The organism is Micromonospora sp. LOL_015 (genome assembly GCF_048060275.1).
Lineage (GTDB): Bacteria > Actinomycetota > Actinomycetes > Mycobacteriales > Micromonosporaceae > Micromonospora_E.
Genome location: NZ_JBHMIO010000007.1, coordinates 109600 through 133538 on the forward strand (window position 1 = coordinate 109600; position 23939 = coordinate 133538).

A 23939-nucleotide genomic window follows, 5' to 3' on the forward strand; every position below is an offset into this window, starting at 1 on the left:
CTGTCCGGAGCCCGGTCAGCGCGACGTCTGCCCAGCTCAGAGCGGTTCCTCTGGGTGGTTCCGGGCAACGCCGGCAACGTCGGGTGGGGTCATGCCCGGCCGGCGGGCCGGCCGCCGACGAACCGTTCCGTCGCCGGTGTCACACCGGGTGGCTCGCCGCCGGGGCGCCGTACCTGAAAACCGGTGAAGTTGTCGGTCCGCTTCCTTTCGGCATTCCCGACCGACCAGTTCCGGTCCGTCGATCCGCATCAGCGGACCGGAGCTGGCCGGCCAGTCGGCACGACCGGGCCGGTTCGTGACTCAGGCCGGCTGGTCCGTGGCCGCGGCCGGCTGGACCAGCTCGACCAGGACGCCGCCAGCGTCCTTCGGGTGCACGAAGTTGATCCGTGAACCGGCGGTGCCCGGCCGGGGTGCGTCGTAGAGCAGCCGCAGTCCGCGCTCGCGCAGCGCGGCGCACGCCGCGTCGATGTCCACCACCGTGTACGCCAACTGCTGCATCCCGGGGCCGTTGCGGTCCAGGAACTTGGCGATGGTCGACTCGGCGGACAACGGGGCGAGCAGCTGCACCTGACCGCCGTCGGGCACCGGCCCGACGGCGAGCATGGCCTCGCGTACCCCTTGGGCGTGATTGACTTCCAGGTGTACGCAGCGCATGCCGAAGGTGCGGGTGTAGAAATCGAGCGCGGTGTCCAGATCCGCCACCGCGATCCCGACATGATCGATCTTCAGCAGGCCGATGTCTGTGACATAGTCCGCAGCGGCCTCGGCAGGAGCTTCTTCCGTCATGGCGATAGTCTGGCCGAACCATCGTTAAGTTGTTGCCGGCACCCCGGCCTTGTCCCACTGTGCGGAGGCGGAATCCCATGACCTCGGTGATCGTCAGCGGCGCACGCACCCCGATGGGCCGGTTACTCGGCAACCTGAAGGACTTCCCGGCCACCGCCCTCGGCTCGACCGCGATCTCCGCCGCCCTCGGTCGCGGCGGCGTCGACCCCGGTCAGGTGCAGTACGTCATCATGGGCCAGGTGCTCCAGGCAGGCAGCGGCCAGATGCCGGCCCGGCAGGCCGCGGTCGGCGCCGGTATCCCGATGAGCGTACCCGCGCTCACCATCAACAAGGTCTGCCTTTCCGGTCTCGACGCGATCGCGCTCGCCGACCAGTTGATTCGGGCCGGCGAGTTCGACGTCGTGGTGGCCGGCGGGATGGAGTCGATGACCAACGCGCCGCATCTGCTGCGGGGCCAGCGCGCCGGCTACAAGTACGGCGACGTGGTGGTCGCCGACCACATGGCCCTGGACGGGCTGACCGACGTGTTCGACTGCTGCGCGATGGGCGAGTCGACCGAGCGGCACGGCGCCCGGCTCGGCATCAGCCGGGCCGAGCAGGACGCCTTCGCCGCCACCAGCCACCAGCGGGCCGCGGTCGCCCAGAAGAACGGCGTCTTCGCCGAGGAGATCACCCCGATCGAGGTGCCGCAGCGCAAGGGCGACCCGGTCCGGCTGCTCAACGACGAGGGAATCCGGCCGGACACCACTGCCGAGACGCTGGCCCGGCTCCGTCCCGCCTTCACTCCGGACGGCACCATCACCGCCGGTAGTTCGTCACCGATCTCGGACGGCGCGTGCGCCGTGGTGGTGATGAGCCGGTCCCGGGCCGAGGCGCTCGGCCTCAACTGGATCGCCGAGATCGGTGCGCACGGCAACGTCGCCGGCCCGGACAACTCGCTGCACTCCCAGCCGTCCAACGCCATCCGGCACGCCCTCGGCAAGGCCGGGATGACCGTCGCCGATCTCGACCTGATCGAGATCAACGAGGCGTTCGCCGCCGTCGGCGTGCAGTCGACCCGGGACCTCGAGGTCGATCCAGGGATCGTGAACGTCAACGGCGGCGCGATCGCTCTCGGTCACCCGATCGGCATGTCCGGCGCCCGGCTGGCGCTGACTCTCGCGCTGGAGCTGCGTCGGCGTGGCGGTGGGACCGGCGCCGCCGCGCTCTGCGGCGGCGGCGGGCAGGGCGACGCCCTGATCCTGCGGGTGCCGACCGCGAAGTGACTGCGGGTGCTGACCGCGAGGTGAGCCGGGGCGGCTCCCGCGACGTTCCGGATCTCGTCCGGCGGGCCCGCGCCGGCGACGCCCGGTCCGTGGCGCGGCTGATCACGCTGGTCGAGTCCGGCGGGCCGCTGCTGCCGCAGATCGCCGCCGAGCTCGCCGGGCACACCGGGCACGCCCTGGTCGTCGGGCTGACCGGCGCGCCCGGCGTCGGCAAGTCGACCACCACCAGCGAGCTGGTCAGGGTGCTGCGCGGCCGGAACCTGCGGGTCGGCGTCCTTGCCGTCGATCCGTCCAGCCCGTTCACCGGCGGGGCGATCCTCGGCGACCGGGTACGGATGCAGGACCACGCCACCGACCCGGGCGTGTACATCCGCTCGATGTCCAGCCGGGGCCACCTCGGCGGGCTGTCGTCGGCGACCCCGGCGGCGGTGCGGGTCCTCGACGGCGTCGGCTGCGACGTGGTGCTGATCGAGACGGTCGGCGTCGGGCAGGCCGAGGTCGAGGTGGCCGGGCTGGCCGACACCACGGTGGTGCTACTCGCCCCTGGCATGGGCGACGCCGTGCAGGCGGTGAAGGCCGGCATCCTGGAGATCGCCGACATCTTCGTGGTCAACAAGGCCGACCGGGACGGTGCCGACGGCACCGTACGGGACTTGAAGGGCATGCTCGCGCTGACCGCCACCGCCCCGGGCGGCTGGCGTCCGCCAGTGCTGCGGACCGTGGCCGCCAACGGCGACGGTCTTGACGATCTGGTGACCGCGATCGAACGGCACCGCGACTGGCTGGCCGGCCGGGGCGAGCTCACCGCCCGTCGGGCCCGGCGGGTCGCCGCCGAGGTCGAGGCGATCGCGATCGGCACGCTGCGCGAGCGGATCAGCTCGCTGCGCGGCGGTACGCTGCCCGCCGAACTCGCCGCCGAGGTACTCGCCGGCCGGCTCGACCCGTACGCCGCCGCCGACCGGCTGCTCACCGAGCTGACCCGGCCCACCCCGACGCCGTCTTGACCCGGTTGCGCTGACCGCTCTCCGACCCCGCGCTGGTCCGGCTGCCGCCACCCCCGCTGGTCGGCTACTGGTGCAGGCGCGGTCGGCGCACCGACGCGAGGTCCGCTAGGGTCGGCGCGTGCCCACCACCGTCGATCTCCCGATCATCGAGCTAACGGCTGCGACCGTCGGCTACCTCAGTGCCGAGCCGGTGCTGCGTGACGTGACGCTGACCGTGCGACCCGGTCACCTGCTGGCGGTCACCGGGCCGTCCGGTGCGGGCAAGACGACCCTGCTGTCGGCGATGGCCGGCCTGCTGCGGCCGATCGGCGGATCCATCTCGCTCGGCGGTGAACCGCTGCGCGACCGCGACCACGCCGTGGATCGCAAGGTCGTGCTGGTCCCACAGGACAACGGCCTCGCCGCGGTGCTGACGGCGGGGGAGAATTTGCAGGTGGCGCTGATCGCTGTCGGGATGAGCCCGGCGGCAGCGCGGCGGGCCGGCGCGGCCGCACTCGACCGGCTCGGCCTCGCCGGTCAGTCCGACCAACTCGTCGAGGAGCTCTCCGGTGGCCAGCAGCAGCGGACCGCGTTGGCCCGGGCGCTGGCGCTGCACGGTGACGTGCTGCTCGCCGACGAGGTGACCAGCGAGCTGGACGCGGCCAACCGGCAGCTGGTCCTCGACCTGCTACGGGCCGAAGCTGACCGGGGTGCAGCCGTCGTCTTCGCCACCCACGACCCGGAGGCGGCCGCCGCCTGCGACGCCGAACTGCACCTGCTCGACGGCCGGGCCGAACTGACCCGCGGCTGGCCTGAGCCGAACCAGGGGACCGGCGACGGATGACGGCTTGCTGATCAGGGAATCAACAGCAGTTTGCCGGTCGAGCGGCGGTGCTCGAGGTCGTCGTGCGCGGTGCCGGCGTCCGCGAGCGGGTAGGTGCGTCCGACATGGACGGTGATGTCCCCGGCGCGTACCCAGTCGAAGATGTCGGTGGCTCGGCCCATCATCTCGTCGTTGGTGGCGATGAAGTCCGGGATCATGGGGAAGATCAGGTGGAAGGAGCCGGGCTTGCCCGCCCGCATGTCCATGGGTGGCACGACACCACTGGTCTGTCCGTAGAGGATCAGTGTGCCACGGGTGCGTAGGGAGGCGAGACCCTTGTCGAAGGTGGCCTGCCCGACGCCGTCGTAGATCACGTCCACGCCCTTGCCGTCGGTCAGTTTGCGCACCTCGTCGGCGAAATCGACTTCTGTGTAGCGGATGACCTCGTCGGCGCCCGCGACGCGCGCGGCCTGCTCCTTGTCCGCGGTGGAGACCGTTCCGATGACACGGACCCCCTCCCGCCGGAGTACCTGGGTGAGCAACTGACCGAGTCCTCCCGCTGCGGCGTGCACGAGGGCGGTCTCACCGGGACGTACCTGGTAACTGTCCCGGGTCAGGTAGTGGGCCGTCATACCCTGCAGGAGCAGTGCGGCAGCCTGCTCGGCGCCCACCTCGGCCGGCACCGGCACCACGCTCTCGGCGGGTACCACGACCTTTTCGGCATAGGCGCCGGGGGACGACAGGACCAGCGTGGCGACGAGGTCCCCGACCGCGACCCTGGTGACGTCGGGCCCGACGGCCGACACGGTCCCGGAACATTCGAAGCCGGGTACGTAGGGCAGCTCGCGTGGGAAGAGGCCGATCCGCTCGTCGATGTCGTGGAAGTTGACGCCGGCGGCGGCGACGTCGATCAGTACCTCGCCCGGACCGGGGACCGGGGTGTCCCACTCGTCGAGTTTCAGCTCTTCAGGACCGCCATGTTTGCGAACCACGATTGCGCGCACAGTGTCTGACTCCTTTTGGAGGTGGGGTGTCGCCGCACTGGGCGAAGATCACTCGGTCGGTCGGCCGGGAATTTCGGTTGCCGTACCGTGCGAAGCATTATCGGTGCCACCGAACCTGAGAAAATCTTCCAAATTGCCCTCTGGGCGGTAGCGGAGTTTTCCCGCCGCCGACGAGTGCTACAGGTCGTCACAGATCGCGACACTTGGATTGCGCGACGTGGACTGTGGTGTAACCTCGGGGTTGCACGTCCGATGGCGGCGAGAAGCTCATCTTGCGCGGAGGGTGCCGGTCGGACACGTCGGATACCAGGCGTCGACCGAGGAGCATCAGGGTCCAGTCGCAGGTAGCAGCGGACAGCCACCACCCACACCCGGGAGAGACCATGAGCCAAGAGGACTTCAGCACCACCATTCCGGTCAGCCAGACGCCGGAGGAGGTGTTCGCCGCGGTCACGAACGTCCGAGGATGGTGGTCCGAGGACATCGACGGCGGAACCGCCGAGCTCGGTGACGAGTTCACGTACCGGTACTTCGACGACCACCGGTGCACGATCAAGTTGACCGAGGTCGTGCCAGGTGAGCGGGTCGTATGGCGGGTGCTGGACAACTACTTCAGCTTCACCGAGGACCGGAGCGAGTGGACGGGCACGGACATCGTCTTCGAGATCTCCAAGACAGACGCGGGCACGGAGCTGCGTTTCACCCACCTCGGCCTGGTGCCGGAGTACGAATGCTTCGCTGTCTGTTCGAAGTCCTGGGGTTTCTACATCGGTGTCAGCCTGCGTGAGCTGATCACCACCGGTGTGGGGCGGCCCAACACCAAGGCGGCGGGCGGCGAGTTCTACCGGGCTCCCGCCGTGGCGATGATCAGCGTGCCGGTCGTGGGCGAGGCCAGCCGGCCGGCCTGACCACGGGGGGCGCCGGTCAGTGGAGACCTGCCCACTCACCGGCACCCACCCGAGGTCACAGCTGTGGTGCCACCTCGGCGGCGACGAGTTCGACGTGGTCGAGGTCGGCCAGGTCCAGCACCTGCAGGTAGATCCGCTCGGCACCGATCTCGGCGTACCGGCCGATCTTGTCCACCACCTCGGCCGGCGTGCCGGCCAGACCGTTCGCGCGCAGCTTGTCCGGTTGCCGACCGATGGCCGCCGCCCGCCGCGCCACCTCGGCGTCGTCACGACCGCAGCACAGCACCAACGCATTGGACAGCCGCAGGCCGTCCGGGTCGCGGCCGGTCTCGGCGCAGGCCGTCCGTACCTGCTGGAACAGTCGCGCCGACTCGGCGAGGCCCTCGAACGGCACGTTGAACTCGTCGGCGTAGCGGGCGGTCAGCTGCGGGGTCCGCCTGCGGCCCTTCCCGCCGAGCAGCACCGGCGGCCGGGGCCGCTGCACCGGCTTGGGCAGCGCCGGCGAGTCGGCGATCTGGTAGTAGCTGCCCTGGAAGTCGAAGGTGTCGCCGACCGGGGTCTCCCACAGACCGGTGATGACCGCCAGCTGCTCGTCGAGCCGGTCGAACCGCTCGGCCAGCGACGGGAACGGAACCGCGTACGCGGTGTGTTCGGCCTCGAACCAGCCGGCCCCGATGCCGAACTCGACCCGACCGCCGCTCATCTCGTCGACCTGCGCGACGGTGATCGCCAGCGGGCCGGGGTAGCGGAAGGTCGCGGCGGTCATCAGGGTGCCGAGCCGGATCCGGCTGGTGTCCCGGGCCAGCCCGGCGAGGGTCGTCCAGGCGTCGGTCGGGCCGGGCAGCCCGTCGCCGCCCATCGCCAGATAGTGGTCGGACCGGAAGAAGGCGTCGTACCCGGCGTCTTCGGCGCACCGGGCCACCGCGAGAAGCTGCTGGTAGCTGGCACCCTGCTGAGGTTCGGTGAAGATCCGCAAGTCCACGCCGTCGAGCATATGCCGGTCGGTCCGACCCGGTGCCGGTCAGTCCGATCCGGCCGGGCGCACCGGCACGGTCAGCGACGATGCCAGGGGCCGCCGGTCGGTGCCGAGCGCGTCAACCACGACGAACGCGACCGGACCGTGCACGGTGACGGTCGTCTCGAACCCGGTCCGGTCGGCCTCGCCGAGTACGGCCAACCCGTCCGGCTGGCGGCCGCCGCGGACCTGCCAGCTGGTCACCTCGGTGGCGGCGTTCCAGCTGACCTGCACGGTCGCCGCCTCGTCGCTGCTGGCCCGGGCCACCACGGTGGGCCGGTCGGTGGGTTGCCCGCTCCAGGCGAACCGGTACGCCCGGTAGGAGCCGTTGTCGTCGGGGAGTCGACCGGCGAGCACCATGGCGCCGTCCTCGGCGTACTCGGAGAAGTGGGGCCCGGCGCCCCAACCGACGAACGACCCACCGCCGACCAGCTCCTGCACACCGCCCTGAGTCCGGGCGAGCAGCGCCTGCGGCGGTGCCAGTTCCCGGACCACCGACGCGGTCCGGCTGGTCTCGTCGACGGCGAGGATCAGCCCGCGTGACCGGTCCGCCGCGTCGGTGACGCCGGCCCGGTTGTCGAAGATCCCGATGGTGCCGTCGGACCGTCGCCGGGCGTCGTGCTGCCAGGAGAACCGGGCCCGGTCGTCGAGGGCGAAGTCGTTGCTCCTGCCGCCGAGCCGCCACAGCACCGCACCGCTGTCGCGGTCGATCTTGTAGACGGTCCAGGTGTGCCGGGCCGAGATCAGCAGGTTGCCGTCGGTGTCGACGTCGACGGAGTTGGGGTGGAAGAAGTCGAACGGGGTGCGGGCCCGGTCACCCTGGGGTGGTTCGGCGTACGACTCGGTGAGCGGCACGTGGTCGCGGGCCTGCCCGCGGCGGACGGTGCGTCCGGTGCCGACCTCCACCTCGTGGACCACCCCGTCGTAGAGCGCGCCGTCGGCGCGGATCCGGGTGATCTCCCGGTACGCGGCGTCGGCGATCACGAACTCGCCGCCGCCGATGCCGTTGGTGATCGCCCCGCCCCACCAGGTCAGCACCGGTTCGCCGGCGAGCCGCTGGACCCGCAGGTCCACCGCGACCTGCGCCGGCCCGGCCACCTGACGGAACCAGACCGGGTCGCCGTCGTCGTCGATGATCAGCGGGCCCCGGCCGCCGGCCCCGGCGGCCGGGGTGAGGAAGATCAGCCCGTCGGTGACCGGGCCGGTGACGCTCGTCTCGATCACCGGGACGCGCAGATCGGGGCGGGTGGCGTAGGACCTGACTCGGTCCGTGCCGCCGCCGTCCGTGCCGCCGTCGTCGTCGGTCGCCGACCCGGGTGCGCGTCGGGCGAGTCCGAAGCCGGCGGCACCGCCGAGGCCGGCGGCGGTGAGCAGTCCGCCGCCGGCCAGCAGGCCGCGTCGGCTCAGCCGCTGGCGGAGCGCGGGTCCGTTCCCGCCATTGTCGGTCATACCGGATGACCGTGCCACCGCAATCTGGAACCTGCCCAGGTTTACCCTGTGTCGTTGCTGAGTGCCGCGCCGCCGCCGGAAGTGAGGAAGGCCGTTCATGCGCTGGTCCCGACTACACATTCCTACGTTGCGCGATGACCCGGCGGAGGCCGACGCGCCGAGCCACCGGCTGCTGCTGCGGGCCGGTTACCTGCGGCAGCTGATGGCCGGCCACTACTCGCTGCTGCCGCTGGCGGTGCGGGTACGGGCGAAGGTGATCGAGGTGATCCGCGACGAAATGGCGCGGATCGGGGCGCAGGAGTTCAGCCTGCCCGCGTTGCATCCGGCGGAGATCTGGTGTCGGACCGGCCGGTGGGACTCGATGGGTGACGAGATGTTTCGGCTGCGTGACCGCAGGGGTGCTGACCTGGCGTTGGGCATGACCCACGAGGAGGTGTTCACGACCCTTGCCCGGGAGCTGAACTCCTACCGGGAGCTGCCGCAGCTGTGGTACCAGTTCCAGACCAAGTTCCGGGACGAGCCGCGGCCCAAGGCCGGGCTGATGCGCACCCGCGAGTTCACCATGAAGGACTCGTACAGCTTCGACCTGGACCGGGCCGGGCTGGACCGGTCCTTCGACCTGCATCACGACGCGTACCGACGGATCTTCGACCGCCTGGGTATCCCGGCGGTGGCGGTGCAGGCGTCCAGCGGCGCGATGGGCGGGTCGGCGTCGGTCGAGTTCATGTGCCCGGCACCGACCGGCGAAGACCAGGTGGTCGACTGCCCGGCCTGTGGCTACGCGGCGAACCTGGAGAAGGCGACCTCGCGGCTCGATCCATCGACGGACTCCGCTGGGTCCGCCGCCCCGCAGCCGTTCGACACCCCGGGCGTACGGACCATCGACGACCTCGCGGTGCGCTTCGCCGCGCCGGCCGACCGGCAGATCAAGACCCTGGTGTACCTGCTCGACGGCCAGCTCACCCTGGTGCTGCTGCGCGGCGACCACCCGCTCAACGAGCAGAAACTGGTCGACGCCACCGGCGCGGCGCAGCTGCGGCCGGCAGCCGGCGACGAGATCCGGGCGGCGCTGGGGGCGGCCCCGGGCAGCCTGGGCGCGATCGGGCTGACGGGTCTGCCGGTGATCGCCGACGAGGCGTTGCGCGGCCGGCGGGACATGTTCACCGGCGCCAACGTCGACGGCGTCCACCTGCGTGGCGTCGACGTCGACCGGGACGTCGCCGTCGGCGCCTGGGCCGACCTGCGCGAGGTGGCCGCCGGCCAGTCGTGCGTGACGTGCGGGGAGCCGCTGCGGGTACGCCGGGCGATCGAGGTCGGGCACATCTTCAAGCTCGGCCAGCGCTACAGCGAGGCGCTGGACGCGTCGGTGCTCGATCCGGCCGGCAACCGGATTCCGGTGGTGATGGGCAGCTACGGGATCGGGGTGGAGCGGGCGATCGCGGCGATCGTGGAGAGCCACCACGACGCCAAGGGCATCGTCTGGCCGGCGGCGGTCGCCCCGTTCGAGGTGGCGGTGGTCGTCGCTCAGGTCGACGACGGTCCGGTGGCCGAAACCGGCGAGCGGATCTACCAGCGGCTGCGCGGCGGCCGGGTGGACGTGGTGATCGACGACCGAGCGGAGCGGGCCGGGGTCAAGTTCCGCGACGTCGAGCTGGTCGGCATTCCGTTGCGGGTCACTGTCGGAAAGCGGTCGTTGGCCGAGGGCGTGGTCGAGGTGACCGACCGGGCCACCGGGGAGACGGTGCGGGTGCCGGTGGACGAGGTGGTCGATCATCTCCGGCGGCGGCTGCGGCCGACCGGCTGAGGCGGCATCCGTCGACGATCTCAGCCAGTGGGCTTAGCGATCGTTCAGTACGGGCTCTAGACTCGGATCCGCCCGGACCCGAGGAGGCCCCGATGGACGCCGAACAGATCGCCGCCGGTCGTGCCCGCTGGCAGGCCCGCTACGACGCCGCGAAGAAACGCGACGCGGACTTCACCACGCTGTCCGGCACGACGGTGGACCCGGTCTACGGTCCGCCCGACGGCGCCGACCACCCGGGCTTCGAACGGATCGGCTGGCCCGGCGAGTACCCGTACACCCGGGGGTTGTATCCGACCGGCTACCGGGGGCGGACCTGGACCATCCGGCAGTTCGCCGGCTTCGGCAACGCCCGGCAGACCAACGAGCGCTACAAGATGATCCTCGGAGCCGGCGGCGGGGGGCTGTCGGTGGCCTTCGACATGCCGACGCTGATGGGCCGCGACTCCGACGACCCGCAGTCGCTCGGCGAGGTCGGCCACTGCGGGGTGGCTGTCGATTCCGCCGCCGACATGGACGTGCTCTTCGACGGCATCGACCTGGCGGCGGTCACCACCTCGATGACCATTTCCGGGCCGGCGGTGCCGGTGTTCTGCATGTACCTGGTCGCCGCCGAACGGCAGGGCGCCGACCTGGCCACCCTGGACGGCACCCTGCAGACCGACATCTTCAAGGAGTACATCGCCCAGAAGGAGTGGCTGTTCGGCCCCGAGCCGCACCTGCGGCTGATCGGTGACCTGATGGAGTTCTGCGCGCGGCGGATCCCGCGCTACAAACCGCTGTCGGTCTCCGGATACCACATCCGGGAGGCCGGCTCCACCGCCGCGCAGGAGCTGGCCTACACCCTCGCCGACGGCTTCGGCTACGTCGAGCTGGGGCTCTCCCGCGGGCTGGACGTCAACCGGTTCGCCCCCGGGCTGAGTTTCTTCTTCGACGCGCACGTCGACTTCTTCGAGGAGATCGCGAAGTTCCGCGCCGCCCGGCGGATCTGGGCCCGCTGGCTGCGCGACGAGTACGGCGCCACCGACGAACGCGCCCTCTGGCTGCGGTTCCACACCCAGACCGCCGGGGTGTCACTGACCGCGCAGCAACCGGTCAACAACGTGGTACGTACGGCGGTCGAAGCGCTCGCGGCGGTGCTCGGCGGCACCAACTCGCTGCACACCAACGCCCTGGACGAGACCCTGGCGCTGCCCACCGACGAGTCTGCGGAGATCGCGTTGCGGACCCAGCAGGTGCTGATGGACGAGACCGGGGTGGCCAACGTCGCCGACCCGCTCGGCGGTGCCTGGTACGTCGAGGCGCTCACCGACCGGATCGAGGCCGAGGCGGAGGAGATTTTCGCCCGCATCCGCCAGCTCGGCGGCGACGGCCCGCACCCGATCGGGCCGATGACCTCCGGCATTCTGCGCGGCATCGAGGACGGCTGGTTCACCGGGCAGATCGCCGAGGCGGCGTTCGCGTACCAGCAGGCGGTGGAGGACGGCCGGAAGAAGATCGTCGGCGTCAACTGCCACACCGGTACGGTCGCCAAGGAGCTGGAGATCCTGCGGATCTCTCACGAGGTGGAGGTCGAGCAGCGCCGGCTGCTGGCCGCCCGTAAGGCCGACCGGGACGACGCGTTGGTCCGCCGCCGACTCGACGACCTGGTCACTGCGGCCCGGGACGGCGACAACATGGTGCCGGCGATGCTCGACGCGGTCCGCGCCGAGGCGACCCTCGGCGAGATCTGCGACGCGCTGCGCGCCGAATGGGGCGTCTACCGCGAGCCGGCCCGCTTCTGACCCGACCCCGCGCTCCTGACCTGGGGGGCCGGTGCCGGCCACCCAATCGGGGGCAGCGGTTCCAAGGGATTCATGGTAGGCAGTACGCCGTGACGGGACTTGCGGTGAGCTGCCGACGGGTAGTGCAGATCTACCGGGGCGAGGCCGGCGACGTGGTCGCGCTCTCCGGCGTCGACCTGCGGATCAACCCCGGGGAGATGCTCGCCCTGGTCGGCCCGTCCGGCTCCGGCAAATCGACCCTGGTGGCGCTGCTCGCCGGGCTGATGCGCCCGTCCGCCGGCCGGGTCAGCGTCGGCAGCTACGACCTGGGCAAACTCTCCGACCGGGAGGTCGCCCGGTTGCGGGGCACCCAGATCGGCGTGGTGCTGCAGGGCGCCGCCCGTAACCTGCTGCCGTACGCGACGTTGCGCCGCAACGTCTGGCTGGCCCAGCGGCGGGCCGCCGCCACCGCCGGCATCGACCTGGACGACCCGGACCGTATCCTCGACCTGGTCGGGTTGCCCGGCTGCGGCAATGACCGGCTCGCCGAGCTGACGCCGGGCGCCCGGCAGCGGGCCGCGCTCGCCGTCGGCGTCGCCGCCTCGCCCGGCCTGCTGCTGGTCGACGAACCGACCAGTCAACTCGACACCCGGGGCCGCGACGAAGTGCTCGACGCGCTGGAGACGATCAACCGGGAACGGGAGACCACGATCGTGGTGGTGACCCACGACGCGCAGGTGGGTGCCCGGCTCGGTCGGGCGGTGACCATCCGGGACGGCCGGGTCGGCGCCGAGGGCCGCGACGGTGAGGACTTCGCGGTGGTGGCCGGCGACGGTACGGTGCAGCTGCCGCCCGAGGTGCTCGGCGACTTCCCACCCGGCACCCTGCTGCGGGTGGCCCAGGCCGACGGCGCGGTAACCCTGGTCGTGGGCGGGGCCGCCCCGCCCGGTCTGCTGCCCGACGGCGTCGACGGCACAGGAGTCTGAGTGTTCGCACTGCTCGTCGGCGCGGTCCGGGCTCGGGCCGGTCAGGCCGTCGCCCTGCTGGTGCTCACCGCACTCGCGGTCACCGCCACCACCGCCGCCCCCTGGTACGCGGCGGCGACCACCCGTACCGTCGCCGAGGCTGCGGTCGACGCGGCCGGCCCCAACCTGCTGGCCGCCCGCGCCACCGGCCGGGTCGCCAGCACCGCCGCCGAAGTCGCCGCCGACCAGCAGGTCGACCCGGCCGCCGGGGACCGCACCGAACTCGACGCCACCGGCGCCGACCTGATCGACCGGGCCCGGGACGCCGGCGCCGAGCGGATCGGCTACCCGGGTGCGGCGGCGAGCAGTTCGGTGTGGAGCACCGGGACCGTCGCCAGCGGCCAGGCCGAGCTGGCCGCCAGCCTGACACACCGGGAGCAGGTCTGCGAACACCTGACCGTCACCGGCACCTGCCCGCAGCGCCCCGGCGAGGCGGTGCTCAGCGCACGCAGCGCCGAACGGCTCGGCGTCGGGGTCGGCGACCGGATCACCCATCAGTCGAGCCGCAGCGCACCGGTGCTCCTCACCGTCACCGGGACCTACCAGGTGACTGATCCGGGCGAGCCGTACTGGGCGTTCGACGATCTCAGCGGCGGCGGTACCGACGCCGACAGCGGTGACCCGGTCTTCGCCACCGCCGGCACGCTGGCCGCCGTACCGGCGGACAACCTGTTCGCCACCCACCACCTGGTGCTGCCGGCCGCCGCCTACCTCGCCGGAGTCGACCTGGCCACCGAGATCCGCCGGGACGACGGTGGTGGCGTCATCGGCCGTTGGCAGGTCCGCACCGACGCGGCGATCCTGGTGGACCAGATCGCCCGCCACCGCCAACTGGTCGAGCTCGGTGTCGCCGTCGCCGCCGGGCAACTGCTGCTGCTGTCCTGGTTCGCCCTGTTCTTCGCCGTCCGACACACCGCCGTGCACCGCCGCCGTGACCTGGGACTGGTCAAACTGCGCGGCGGTGCCCGATGGCGGGTGTGGCTGCTCACGGTGGGCCAGAGCGGGCTGCCGATGATCGTCGGCGCGCTGGTCGGTGTCGCCGCCGGCCTGGTGACCGCCCGGCTGCTCGCCGGTGCCGGCCCGGACCCGGAGCAGGCCGGCTCCGCCGCCCGGCTAGCCCTCGCCGCGACCGGCACCGCCGTCGCCGGCGCGCTGGTCGCCGCGATCGCCGCCGACCTGCGCAACGCCCGTGCCGCAGTGGTGGATCTGCTCCGGCACGTGCCGGCCCGGCAGCGCGGCTGGCGGGCCGATGTCGTCGACCTGATCGCGGTGGCCGTCGCCGGGGCCGGGCTTTACCAGGCGTACGTCGGCGCGGCTGAGCCGGACGAGGCCGGTGCTCTGGTGCTGCTCGCCCCGGCGTTGCTGGCCCTGGCAATCGCGCTGACCGCCGGCCGGGCGGCCACCCCGGTGGCCGGCCGGGCTGCGGCGGCCCTGCTGCGCGCCGGTCGGCTGCCCGCCGCGCTGGCCGCGCTGCACCTGGCCCGCCGGCCGGGGACCGCGCGGCTGGTCGCCCTGCTCACGGTCGGGGTGGCGTTGCTCGGCACCGCGATCGGCAGCTGGACCGAATCGGTCTCCGCGCGGGCCGTCCGGGCCACCCACGCCACCGGCGCCGACCAGGTGCTCACCGTGCAGGCCCGCAGCCGGGCCCACCTGCTGGCCGCGGTCCGCGCCGCCGACCCGTCCGGCCGGTACGCGATGGCGGTGGTCGGCAACAATCCCGGGTCGGCCCAGTACGTGCTCGCCGTCGACGCCTCCCGGTTCGCCCAGGTCGCCGCCTGGCACCCCGGCTACGGCCAGGTCGCCGCCGAGGTCGCCGCCGCGCTCACCCCGCCGGTCACCGAGGTTCGGGTCGGTGACGGTCCGCTGGTCCTGACCGCCACCGGACCGGACGAGGTGCCGGTCAGCGTCGTGGCGCACCTGGTCGACCCGGCCGGAGAGCCGGTGCAGGTGGTGTTCGGCCCGCTCGACACCGATCGTGCCGAGCATCCCGCCACGGTGACCGGATGCGGCCCGGACGGCTGCCGGCTGACGTCACTCGAACTGGTCCAACCTGCCTGGAACGGCGTACCGGTGCCGGCCGAACCCGATCTCACGATCACCCTGCACGATCTGGCCGGGGCCACCACACCCCGGCTGGACGCGGCGTACTTCGGCGACATCGGAAACTGGCGTGGCGCGGTCGCCGGTGGCGCCCTCGGCCCCCGGATCAGCGCCGGGCCGGGCGGTGTGACCCTCACTACCCCGTCACCGGGCGGGGTGCACCGGGAGCGGTCCACCCGGATCCATCCGATCGACGCGCCGGTGCCGGTGCCGGTGGTGCGTTCCGGGCCGGAGCTCGCCCCGGACGTTCCGGGCGAGCCACGGCTCGCCGTGTTCGGCGGTGCCGAGCTGCCGGTGCGGTACGTGTCGGTGGCCGCCGCTTTGCCGCAGGCCCGCCAGCGCGGGTACCTGGTCGACCTGGAACGGGCCGACCGGCTGGCCGACGGAGCCGGTTTCGGCGACGTGCCGCAGGTCTGGCTCGCCCCCGACGCGCCCGGGAACCTGACCGACCGGCTCACTGCCGAAGGGTTGACCATCATCGGCACCGATTCCCGGGCGGCGGTGATTGAGCAGCTCGGCCGCCAGGGTCCGCCATCGGCGCTGCGGTTCCAGTTGGCCGCCGGACTGATCGGGCTGCTGCTGGCGGCCGGGGCGCTGGCGGTGGTCGCCGCGGTGGAACGCGACGACCGGGCCGCCGAGTTGGCCGCTCTGCGGACGCAGGGGCTGCCGGCCCGCGCCGTTGCCCGGATTGCCTACGGCGGGTACGCCGTCGCCGTGGCGCTCGCGGTGGTTGTCGGCCTGGTGGCCACCGTGCTCGCCCAGCTGCCGATCCGGCAGACGATGCCGATCTTCGTCGACAACTGGGCCGCACTGCCGCTGCGGATCGGTCCGCAGGCCGTTCCGCTGCTGGTCAGCGTGCTCGTCGCGGTAGGGGTGCTCGGTGCGGCGGCCGCGTTCGCCGGTGCCCGGCTGGTCCGGGCCGTCGACTTGCGGGTCGGTCCGCCGGCCGGTTCCCGGGTCGGTCCGCCGGCCGGTTCCCGGGTCGGTCCGCCGGCCGGTCCGAACCCGCTCATGGCCGGCGACCGGGACGGAGACGTCGGATGATCTCCCTGCTGCTGTCGATGCTCGCCGCCCGGCGCGGGCAGGCGCTGGTCGTCTTCCTGCTGAGCGCGTTCGCCACCGCCGCCGCGGTGACCGGCCCGGCGTACCTGGCCGCTGCGGACCGGGCCGTCGTGGCGGCGGAGCTCGACGCTGCCGACCGTGGCGACCGCACGGTCACCCTGTCCGTCCCTGACGTGCTACCCGGGGAGGAAGCCGGCCTCCTGGCGGTCACCGGTGCCGTGCTCGACCTGCGCGGCTTCCGCACCGTCTACACCGTTCAGATGCCGATGCTCGGGTTGGAACCCGTCGCCACCGACATCTCCTACCTGGTCTTCCGCGAGGACGTCTGCGCCAACCTGCGGATGGTCGCGGGGCGTTGTCTGATGTCGCCGAACGAGGTCGTGATCGGGGCGGACACGGCCCGGCGGCTGGACCTGGCCCCGGGTACCCCGGTCACCGTCACCTGGGCCGACTACGCCCCGGTGCAGCGCAGCTACCGCCCGGGCGGGGCGCCGGCCGAGATCACCGTCGTGGGCGTCTACGAACCGGTGGACCCGGATGCGCTCTACTGGGGCCGGACGCCGTACTTCGTCCCAGGGGCCCTGGACGCCTACCGCGAACCGGTATTCACCGGCCGGTACGTCGTCGACGCCATCGACCGGGGCAGCGACTACCGGGGCGTGGATGCGCTGGCCGAGGCCGATGCGTTAAAACCGGACCGGCTGGCGGGCCTCAGCGAGCAGTTGGCCCGGCTCGCTGAGCAGGTTCGCGCCGACGGCGCCGGGTACGTCTACTTGTCCGACGACGTCGGACCGCTGCTGGAGCGGATCTCGTCGGCCCAGGCGCTGACCCGGCAGGTGGTGCCGGTCGCGGCCGTCCCGCTGGTGATCCTCTGTCTGTTCGTCGTCTTCGTCGCGGTCGCAGCCGGTACCGCGGCCCGCCGTACCGAGCTGGGCCTGATCGCGCTGCGCGGGATCCTTCGGCGGACCCGGTGGACGCTGGCCGCCGGTGAGCCGGCTGCCGCCATCGCCCTCGGCGCGCCGGCCGGCTACCTGCTCGGCTCGGTCGCCGTCGGGCTGCTCGCCGGCCTGCGCCTGGAGGAGGGCCGGTTCGCCCCAGTCACCTCGGGCACGGCCGTGCTGGCCGGCTGCGCCACCGTCGTCGGTGCGCTGCTCGCCGTGCTGGCCGCCCAGCGCCGGGAGCTGGCCAGCCCGGTCGCCGAGCTGCTGCGCCGGGTGCCGGCCCGGTCCCGACTCTGGACCTCGCTGCTGGCAGAGACGGTGATGGTGGCCCTGACCGCGGTCGCCGTGGCACAGCTGCGGCTGTTCGACAGCCAGCTGATCGGCGTGTCGTTGCTGGTGCCGGCGTTGATCGGAGTAACGGTGGCGTTGCTGGCGGCGCGGGTGGTGGCGCCGTTGACCGGCCGGCTCGGCGCGGTCGCGCTGCGCCGGGGCCGGCTCGGCCCGGCGCTGGGGCTGCTGCACCTGGCCCGGCAGCCGGCCAGCCAACGGCTGTTCACCCTGCTCACCGTCACCGTGGTGCTGACCGGCTACGCGGCCAGCGCGTTCGACGTGGCCCGCCAGTCGCGGGCGGCGCTGGCCGAGGTGCGCGGCGGCGCGGACCGGGTGCTGACCCTGCTGCCCGTCGACGCCGGCACGCTGCTGACGGCCGTACGGACGGTCGACCCGGTCGGCGAGTACGCGATGGCGGTCGGCTTCGCCGCCACCGACGCGGACGCCCCGGTGCTGCTCGCCGACACGTCGGCGTTGGCCGCCACCGCCCGCTGGCGACCGGAGTTCGGCCCGGCCGGCCCCGCTGACGTCGCCGAGGCGCTGCGCGGACCGGCCGCCACCGCGCCGATCACCGTCAACGGGACGGAGATCTCGGTGGACCTGGTCGTCGACGCCGCCCCGGCACAGCCCGACCCGTCGGCGGATCCGGGGCGGCCCGACCCGCAGGGCACCGGTCCGGCCGACGATGTACGGTTCACCGTCCACCTGCGGTCGCCGTCGGGCGGTGCGGCGGCCGAGGCCACGTTCGCCCGGTTGGGGCGGCACACCTACCGGATTCCGGTCGAGTGCGCCGACGGATGCCAGCTCGCCGGGCTGTCCGTCCGGCTCGAACCGGGCACCGCCGGTGCGGTCGACCCGGACACCGAGGTCGACCCTCGGGTGCGTGAGGTGACCCTCACCGGCCTCTCCGTCGATGGGGAGCAGCTACTCGGGCCGGCGGAGCTCACCGACGAGCAGCGCTGGCGTGATCCGTCCGGTGATCCGTCCGAGGCCGGGCCGGACGGGCTGCGACTGCTCGCCGGTGGGGCCGCCCCCGACCCGTGGGCGCTGCCGGCCGACACGCCGTACCCGTTGCCGGCTGTCACCGCCCGCGCCGACGACCGGGCATCCGGGCTGAACCCGACCACGGCGCTGCTACCCACCGGTGCGCAGCTGACGGCCGACGCCGACCCGGTCCCGGCGCTGCCGGCGCTGGGCGACCGCGGCTTCCTGGTCGACATGGAGTACGCCGTACGGGCGGTGCCCGAGAAGACCGGGCTCGAAACGGCCCAGGTCTGGCTCGGTCCCCGGGCACCGGCGGACCTCGCCGAGCAGCTGGACGCGGCCGGGCTCACCGTCACCGGCGAGTTCACCCCGGAGCAGGTCCGGGCCGGGTTGGACCGGCAGGCACCGGCCCTGGCGATCTGGTTCCACCTGCTCGCCGCCGCCCTGGCGGTGATCCTCGCCGGCTCCGGGATGGTGCTACTGGCCATGGTCGAACGGCGCCGTCGTGCCGAGGACCTGACCGCGCTGCGGACCCAGGGACTGCCGTCCCGGTCGGCGGCCGGCTCGCTGCGCTGGAGCGGTCTGCCCGCAGTGCTGCTGGCCGCGGCGACGGGGCTCGGCGGCGCGCTGCTCGCCTGGTGGCTGAGCGGCAGCTACCTGCCGGTCACCGTCGAGGAGGCGGTCCCGCTGGCCCCGGTGCGCTGGCCCCGGCCGGTCGCCGTGCTGCTCCCCGTGATCGGCGTCATGCTGCTGTTCGGGGCGGTGGCGCTGGCGTTGGGACGCGCCCTGCGCGTGCGAGACTAGGTAACCATGAGCGACCCACGTACCACCCCGTCGATTTTCACTCGCGGCGCGGTAGACCTCAGCTCGCTGCGCAGCGCAGCGCCGGCCGGCGGGAGCCGGCCGGACGGGACCCCGACCCGGGCCGGTGGCGGCCCGGCAGCCGGCGCACCGGCGGCAGCCGGTGCCGTCATCGATGTCACCGAGGCGACCTTCCAGACCGAGGTTCTCGAACGTTCGATGACCACACCGGTGGTCATCGACTTCTGGGCCGAGTGGTGCGAGCCCTGCAAGCAACTGTCGCCGCTGCTGGAGCGACTAGCGGCCGAGGGCGGCGGCGCCTGGACGCTGGCCAAGATCGACGTGGACAGCAACCAGCGTCTGGCGCAGATGTTCCGGGTGCAGAGCATTCCCATGGTGTACGCCGTCGTCGGCGGCCAGCCGGTCGACGCGTTCGCCGGAGTGGTGCCGGAGGCCCAGCTGCGGCAGTGGATCGGCGCCGTGCTCAAAGCCGGCGGCGTCACCGTCGAGGAGCCGGAGAATCCGCTGCTCAACGCCGCCGACGAGGCGCTGATGATGGGCGACCTGGAGGCCGCCGAGCAGGCCTACCGGAAAATCCTCAACGAGGCGCCGGCGGACACCGCCGCCGAGGCCGGGCTGGCCCAGGTCGCCCTGGCCCGTCGGGTGCAGGGGGTGGACCCGGCGGCCGCGCTTGACGCGGCGGCGTCGGCACCGGACGACGTACCGGCCCAGCTGCTCGCCGCCGACGTGGAGGTGCTCGGCGGTCAGGCGGAGCAGGCGTACCAGCGGTTGATCGACCTGGTCCGGCGCAGCGCCGGTGACGACCGGGAGACCGTCCGCAAACACCTGGTGTCGCTGTTCACCGTGGCCGGTCCGGACGACCCGGCGGTGACCAGGGCCCGCCGGGCGCTGGCCAGCGCACTGTTCTGAGCCCCGCCGATGCGCCGGATCGCCGTACTGGACGCACCGTCGAATCTCGGTCTGCGACCGCCGACCGGGACGTCGGTGCCTGGCTGCGCGAAAGCGCCCGGCGCACTGCGGGACCATCAGCTGGTGGGTCGGCTCAGCGCCCGTGACGCCGGGTGCCTCACCCCGCCCCGGTACGACCCGGCGGACTGGCGACCCGGTGACGGGGTCTGCCACGCCGGGTCGATCTCGGCGTACACGCTCGCCCTCGCCGGGCGGATCGGTGCCGTCATCGACGCTGGGGAGTTCCCGGTGGTGCTGGGCGGCGACTGCTCGATCCTGCTCGGCGGGGCGCTCGCCATGCACCGGCTCGGCGAGGCGGTCGGTGGGCGGATCGGCCTGGTCTACGTCGACGGGCACTCCGACTTCCGGCATCCCGGCAACGCCTCCTACGTCGGTGCGGCGGCCGGCGAAGGGCTGGCCCTGGTCACCGGGCGGGGCCAGCCGGATCTGGCGGGGATCGAGGGCCGCCGGCCGTACTTTCGCGACATCGACGTCGTGGTGCTCGGCATCCGGGCCCAGGACGAGTACCGGCTGGATCTGCAGGCGGCCGGTATCGTCACCCGCCCGGTGCCGGAGCTGCGTGCGGAGGGGGCGGCGCGCAGCGCCCAGTGGGCCCGTGACCAGCTGGCCGACTGCGCAGGCTACTGGGTGCATGTCGATGTGGACGTGCTCGACCCGGCGGTGATGCCGGCGGTCGACGCGCCGGATCCGGGCGGCATCGCCTTCGCCGAGCTGGAGCTGCTGCTCGCGGACCTGGTCGACACCCCGCACTGCCTCGGCGTCGAGCTGACCGTCTTCGACCCCGACTACGACCCGGACGGCAGCTACGCCGCCGACATCGTCTCGACCCTGGTGGCCGGCCTGCGCCCGGTGCACGCCGACCGCGTTCCGGTTGAGCAGGCACCGTCACCGGCAGCCGATTCGACTGTTGCCGCCCCTGCCGAGCAGGAGACACCGGCGGTTGCCGGGCTGCGGCCGGCGGTGCCGCCACCAGCGGTGACCTTGACGGTCGCGGATCGGAGCGCGCCAGGTGGTGGGGCGGCCAAGCCCGGACGGCTACGGCGGCAGGCGCCGTCCCCGCGGCCTCCTGCCGCTGACTCCACCAACCCGTCGCCGCAACAACCGCCGGCCGCCGAACCGCCGGCTCCGTCCGCCGCCGACACGTGATCTGTTACCGCTGGGAATCGTCGCGCCACCATGCCGGAGTGGACTAAGCTGCTAGCTAACTGGGAGGTCTAGTCATGTCTGCCGAGGCCGTGCACTACAACATGCACGACGCCAAGACCCACCTCTCGCGCATCATCGAGCGGGTGGAGCGCGGCGAGGAGATCATCATCGACCGGGCAGGTACCCCGGTGGCGAAGGTGGTGCCGTTGGTACGTCGAGCCAATCGGACCGCGGTCGGCTCACTCGCGGGGCAGCTGGACCTGTCCGGGGACTGGGACTCGGCCCAGACCAACGCCGAGATCGCCGCCGACTTCGGCGTCGGCGCATGAGCCTGCTGCTGGACACCCACGTCGCGCTGTGGGCCATCACCGGCGACACCACCCTCGGCGACGACTTCCTCAACCGGCTCCGCCACGACCCGGACATCTTCCTGTCCCCGGTCAGCCTGTGGGAGATCACCATCAAGCAGGCCACCGGAAAGCTCACCGGCCCGACCGACCTCGCCGAACAAGTACGGAACATGGGTTTCGTCGAACTACCGGTGACCCACGCTCACGCGATCGCGGCCGGTCGCCTACCCGCGTATCACCGAGACCCCTTCGACAGAATGCTGGTGGCACAGGCAACCGTCGAGGGGATCACGCTCGCCTCCCGCGACTCGTCCATAGCGCTGTACGACGTGGACATCTTGAAGGTGTGACAACCCGGTCAGATCGATTTCGCCAACCAGGGGCCGTTGCCGGGTCAGCTGGCGGCGAGGCCACGTAGGAACCGCTCGGCGATCGGGACCGCCCGCCCGGAGCCGGAGCCGCCCTGCTCGACGAAGACGGCGAAGGCCAGGTCGCCCTGCCAGCCGACGAACCAGGCATGCGTGTTCGCCGGGTCGTCGTCGTACTCGGCCGTGCCGGTCTTGCCGTGCACCGGCTCGCCCGGCACGTCCCGCAACGCCTGCCCGGTGCCGTCGGTGACCACCTCACGCATCATCGTCCGCAGCGCCTGCACCGCCGCCGCGTCCAGCTGCGGGCCGTCCGGCACCGCCGACGGCGGCGGCTCGACGATGAGCGTCGGCTGGCGCCACTGCCCCCGGACGACTGCGGCGGTGGCGCCGGCCATCGCCACCGGGCTGACCAGCGTGGTGCCCTGGCCGAAGGCGGCCGCGGCCCGTTCCGCCGGTGGGCCGCCGGCGGAGACCGCGCCGGTGAAGGCGGACACGCCGAGCCGCCACTCGCCTTCCAGCCCGAGCAGCCGACCCGCATCGGCCAGCCCGTCCGCATCCAACTGCGGGGTCAGTTCGACGAAGGTGGTGTTGCACGACTTGGCGAAGGCGGTCCGGAACGGCACCCGGCCCAGCTCGAAGCCGTCCGAGTTGGTGAACGTGCGCCCGTCAACGGTGGCCGTCTTCGGGCAGTCGACCGGCGCGTCCGGGTCGACCGCGCCGGCTTCGAGCAGGCCGAACGCGCTGACCATCTTGAACGTGGAGCCGGGCGGGACCTGTGCGGTCAACGCCAGGTTCTCCGTGCCGCCGTCGGGGCCGTTGGCGACGGCGACCAGCGCGCCGTCGCTGACCCGCACCGCCACCAGCGCGGCGCGCTGCTCCTCGTCGGCCAGCGCGGCGTCGGCGGCGGTCTGTACGGCCGTGTCCAGCGTGGTCCGCAGCGGCTCACCCGGCTGGGCGTCGGCACGAAACACCACCTCGTCACCGGAGACGCTGCCGTCCGGAGCTGTGCCGACGATCTGCACCGAATACCCGGGTACGCCGCGTAGCCGCTCCTCGTACCCGCCCTGCAGGCCGCCGTGGCCGACCAGGTCGCCGACCTCGTACCGGCCGGGGTGCGCCGCCATGTCCTGCCGTTGCACCGGGTCGACGGTGCCGAGCAGCGCGCGGGCGAACTCCCGGGTGGGGGCCAGGTCCCACTCCTGCCGGCGGAACTTGGTGCCGGGCAGCTCGTAGATCCGGTCCCGGATCTGCTCGTACGCCTCCTCGCGCAGGGTGACCACCTCGACGAAGGCGTCCGGTCTCGCCGCGTCGAGCCGGTCCGCCAGCCCGGAGACGTCCACCGGCGGGCTGATCGCCGGTCGGATCGCCCGGAACGCGGCGTCGAGCTGGGCGGCCAGGGCGGCCGGGTCGTCGACCTCGCTGGGCTGTACGCCGACCACCACCACCGGGCGCGGCGCGACGATCGGCTGCCCGGCCCCGTCGAGGATGGCGCCGCGGGGCGGGACGAGCCGGTTCAGTGCCAGCTGGTCGCCGCTGCCGAGCCGGTCGTGGACGATCGCCGGCTCCCAGATGATCTGCCAGGCGTCGTCGGCGCCCCGGCGTAGCCGGACCGACGTCGGGTAGCTCCACCGTACGTCGCCGGGGAGCGCCCATTCGACGGCGATGGTGGCGGTGGCGATGTCCTCGGTCACCTCGGCGTCGCCGTCCCGGCGTAGCTGCGGTGGCGTGTCCTTCAGGTCGCCGACGAGGGCGGTCAACTCCTCGGTGACGTCGGTGGCGGGCACCCGTTCGCCGGCCGGGGTGATGAAGCCGGTGTCGGTGAGGTCACCGAAGTGCCATCCGTCGATGAAGGCGGCGACCGTGGCGTCCGGTCCGTCATCGGAGGAACAGCTGGTCAGCGTGGTGACGGCGAGTAGCAGCGCGGTCGCGACGGTCGCCTTGCGGCGCATGCGACGGCCCCCTTCCGGACGCATGGCGGACACCGGAACGGTAGTACGTGCGCGCATGGACCGCTGTCCCTCGGGGTACCAGATGAACCGCTGTCC

At 72.8% G+C, this 23939-nt stretch carries 18 protein-coding genes; 13 read left to right on the top strand and 5 right to left on the bottom strand.

Features of this window, described 5'->3' with window-relative positions; all coding sequences use genetic code 11:
- Nucleotides 1-300: 300 nt before the first annotated feature.
- Nucleotides 301-786: a methylmalonyl-CoA epimerase gene (mce, locus tag ACFHWU_RS09590; protein ID WP_416556171.1), complete on the bottom strand. Its 486-nt coding sequence runs from the start codon at nt 784-786 to the stop codon at nt 301-303.
- A gap of 77 nt (nt 787-863) precedes the next feature.
- On the opposite strand from mce, the gene ACFHWU_RS09595 reads away from it, so the two are divergent.
- From ACFHWU_RS09595 to ACFHWU_RS09605, 3 genes are all read left to right on the top strand, one after another.
- Nucleotides 864-2051, top strand: coding sequence for an acetyl-CoA C-acetyltransferase (locus ACFHWU_RS09595; protein WP_416556172.1), 1188 nt, complete (start codon nt 864-866; stop codon nt 2049-2051).
- Nucleotides 2048-3055 (top strand): methylmalonyl Co-A mutase-associated GTPase MeaB, encoded by a 1008-nt coding sequence (gene meaB, locus ACFHWU_RS09600; protein ID WP_416556173.1) that lies wholly within the window; start codon nt 2048-2050, stop codon nt 3053-3055. The genes ACFHWU_RS09595 and meaB overlap by 4 nt, the downstream gene beginning before the upstream one ends.
- 142 nt (nt 3056-3197) lie before the next feature.
- On the top strand, nt 3198-3878 hold the full coding sequence (locus tag ACFHWU_RS09605; protein ID WP_416590359.1) for an ABC transporter ATP-binding protein: 681 nt from the start codon (nt 3198-3200) through the stop codon (nt 3876-3878).
- Nucleotides 3879-3889: 11 nt separating this feature from the next.
- Here the strand turns inward: ACFHWU_RS09605 and ACFHWU_RS09610 are convergent, their stop codons facing one another.
- On the bottom strand, nt 3890-4861 hold the full coding sequence (locus ACFHWU_RS09610; protein ID WP_416590323.1) for a quinone oxidoreductase family protein: 972 nt from the start codon (nt 4859-4861) through the stop codon (nt 3890-3892).
- 383 nt (nt 4862-5244) lie between these two features.
- On the opposite strand from ACFHWU_RS09610, the gene ACFHWU_RS09615 reads away from it, so the two are divergent.
- Nucleotides 5245-5769 carry an SRPBCC family protein gene (locus ACFHWU_RS09615; RefSeq protein WP_416590324.1) on the top strand — a complete coding sequence of 175 codons (525 nt, stop codon included), beginning with the start codon at nt 5245-5247 and terminating at the stop codon, nt 5767-5769.
- A 55-nt stretch (nt 5770-5824) separates the two neighbouring features.
- Here the strand turns inward: ACFHWU_RS09615 and ACFHWU_RS09620 are convergent, their stop codons facing one another.
- Together ACFHWU_RS09620 and ACFHWU_RS09625 are read right to left on the bottom strand one after the other, a co-directional pair.
- Nucleotides 5825-6751 (bottom strand): LLM class F420-dependent oxidoreductase, encoded by a 927-nt coding sequence (locus tag ACFHWU_RS09620; RefSeq protein ID WP_416590325.1) that lies wholly within the window; start codon nt 6749-6751, stop codon nt 5825-5827.
- A gap of 39 nt (nt 6752-6790) precedes the next feature.
- On the bottom strand, nt 6791-8233 hold the full coding sequence (locus ACFHWU_RS09625; protein ID WP_416590326.1) for an arylsulfotransferase family protein: 1443 nt from the start codon (nt 8231-8233) through the stop codon (nt 6791-6793).
- A 97-nt stretch (nt 8234-8330) separates the two neighbouring features.
- Here ACFHWU_RS09625 and ACFHWU_RS09630 point away from each other — a divergent pair, with 97 nt between their 5' ends.
- The 9 genes from ACFHWU_RS09630 (at nt 8331) to ACFHWU_RS09670 (ending at nt 21876) form a co-directional block, all read left to right on the top strand.
- Complete coding sequence (locus ACFHWU_RS09630) at nt 8331-10037, top strand: proline--tRNA ligase (protein ID WP_416590327.1); 1707 nt, start codon at nt 8331-8333, stop codon at nt 10035-10037.
- A 92-nt stretch (nt 10038-10129) separates the two neighbouring features.
- Nucleotides 10130-11818 carry an acyl-CoA mutase large subunit family protein gene (locus tag ACFHWU_RS09635; protein WP_416567778.1) on the top strand — a complete coding sequence of 563 codons (1689 nt, stop codon included), beginning with the start codon at nt 10130-10132 and terminating at the stop codon, nt 11816-11818.
- Nucleotides 11819-11907: 89 nt separating this feature from the next.
- Nucleotides 11908-12783, top strand: a complete 876-nt coding sequence (locus tag ACFHWU_RS09640; RefSeq protein ID WP_416590328.1) for an ABC transporter ATP-binding protein — start codon at nt 11908-11910, stop codon at nt 12781-12783.
- Nucleotides 12784-15966 (top strand): FtsX-like permease family protein, encoded by a 3183-nt coding sequence (locus ACFHWU_RS09645; RefSeq protein ID WP_416590329.1) that lies wholly within the window; start codon nt 12784-12786, stop codon nt 15964-15966.
- Complete coding sequence (locus tag ACFHWU_RS09650; RefSeq protein WP_416590330.1) at nt 15963-19043, top strand: hypothetical protein; 3081 nt, start codon at nt 15963-15965, stop codon at nt 19041-19043. The genes ACFHWU_RS09645 and ACFHWU_RS09650 overlap by 4 nt, the downstream gene beginning before the upstream one ends.
- A 6-nt stretch (nt 19044-19049) precedes the next feature.
- A complete protein-coding gene (locus ACFHWU_RS09655) occupies nt 19050-19970 on the top strand; it encodes a tetratricopeptide repeat protein (RefSeq protein WP_416556180.1) in 921 nt (306 codons plus the stop codon).
- 9 nt (nt 19971-19979) lie between these two features.
- Nucleotides 19980-21176: an arginase family protein gene (locus ACFHWU_RS09660; protein ID WP_416590331.1), complete on the top strand. Its 1197-nt coding sequence runs from the start codon at nt 19980-19982 to the stop codon at nt 21174-21176.
- Nucleotides 21177-21250: 74 nt separating this feature from the next.
- Nucleotides 21251-21505 carry a type II toxin-antitoxin system Phd/YefM family antitoxin gene (locus ACFHWU_RS09665; protein WP_282232049.1) on the top strand — a complete coding sequence of 85 codons (255 nt, stop codon included), beginning with the start codon at nt 21251-21253 and terminating at the stop codon, nt 21503-21505.
- Entirely contained in the window at nt 21502-21876 is a 375-nt protein-coding gene (locus ACFHWU_RS09670) for a type II toxin-antitoxin system VapC family toxin (protein ID WP_416556182.1), read from the top strand. The genes ACFHWU_RS09665 and ACFHWU_RS09670 overlap by 4 nt, the downstream gene beginning before the upstream one ends.
- A gap of 44 nt (nt 21877-21920) precedes the next feature.
- On the opposite strand, the gene ACFHWU_RS09675 is transcribed toward ACFHWU_RS09670, so the two are convergent.
- A complete protein-coding gene (locus ACFHWU_RS09675) occupies nt 21921-23843 on the bottom strand; it encodes a penicillin-binding transpeptidase domain-containing protein (RefSeq protein WP_416590332.1) in 1923 nt (640 codons plus the stop codon).
- Nucleotides 23844-23939 lie beyond the last annotated feature (96 nt).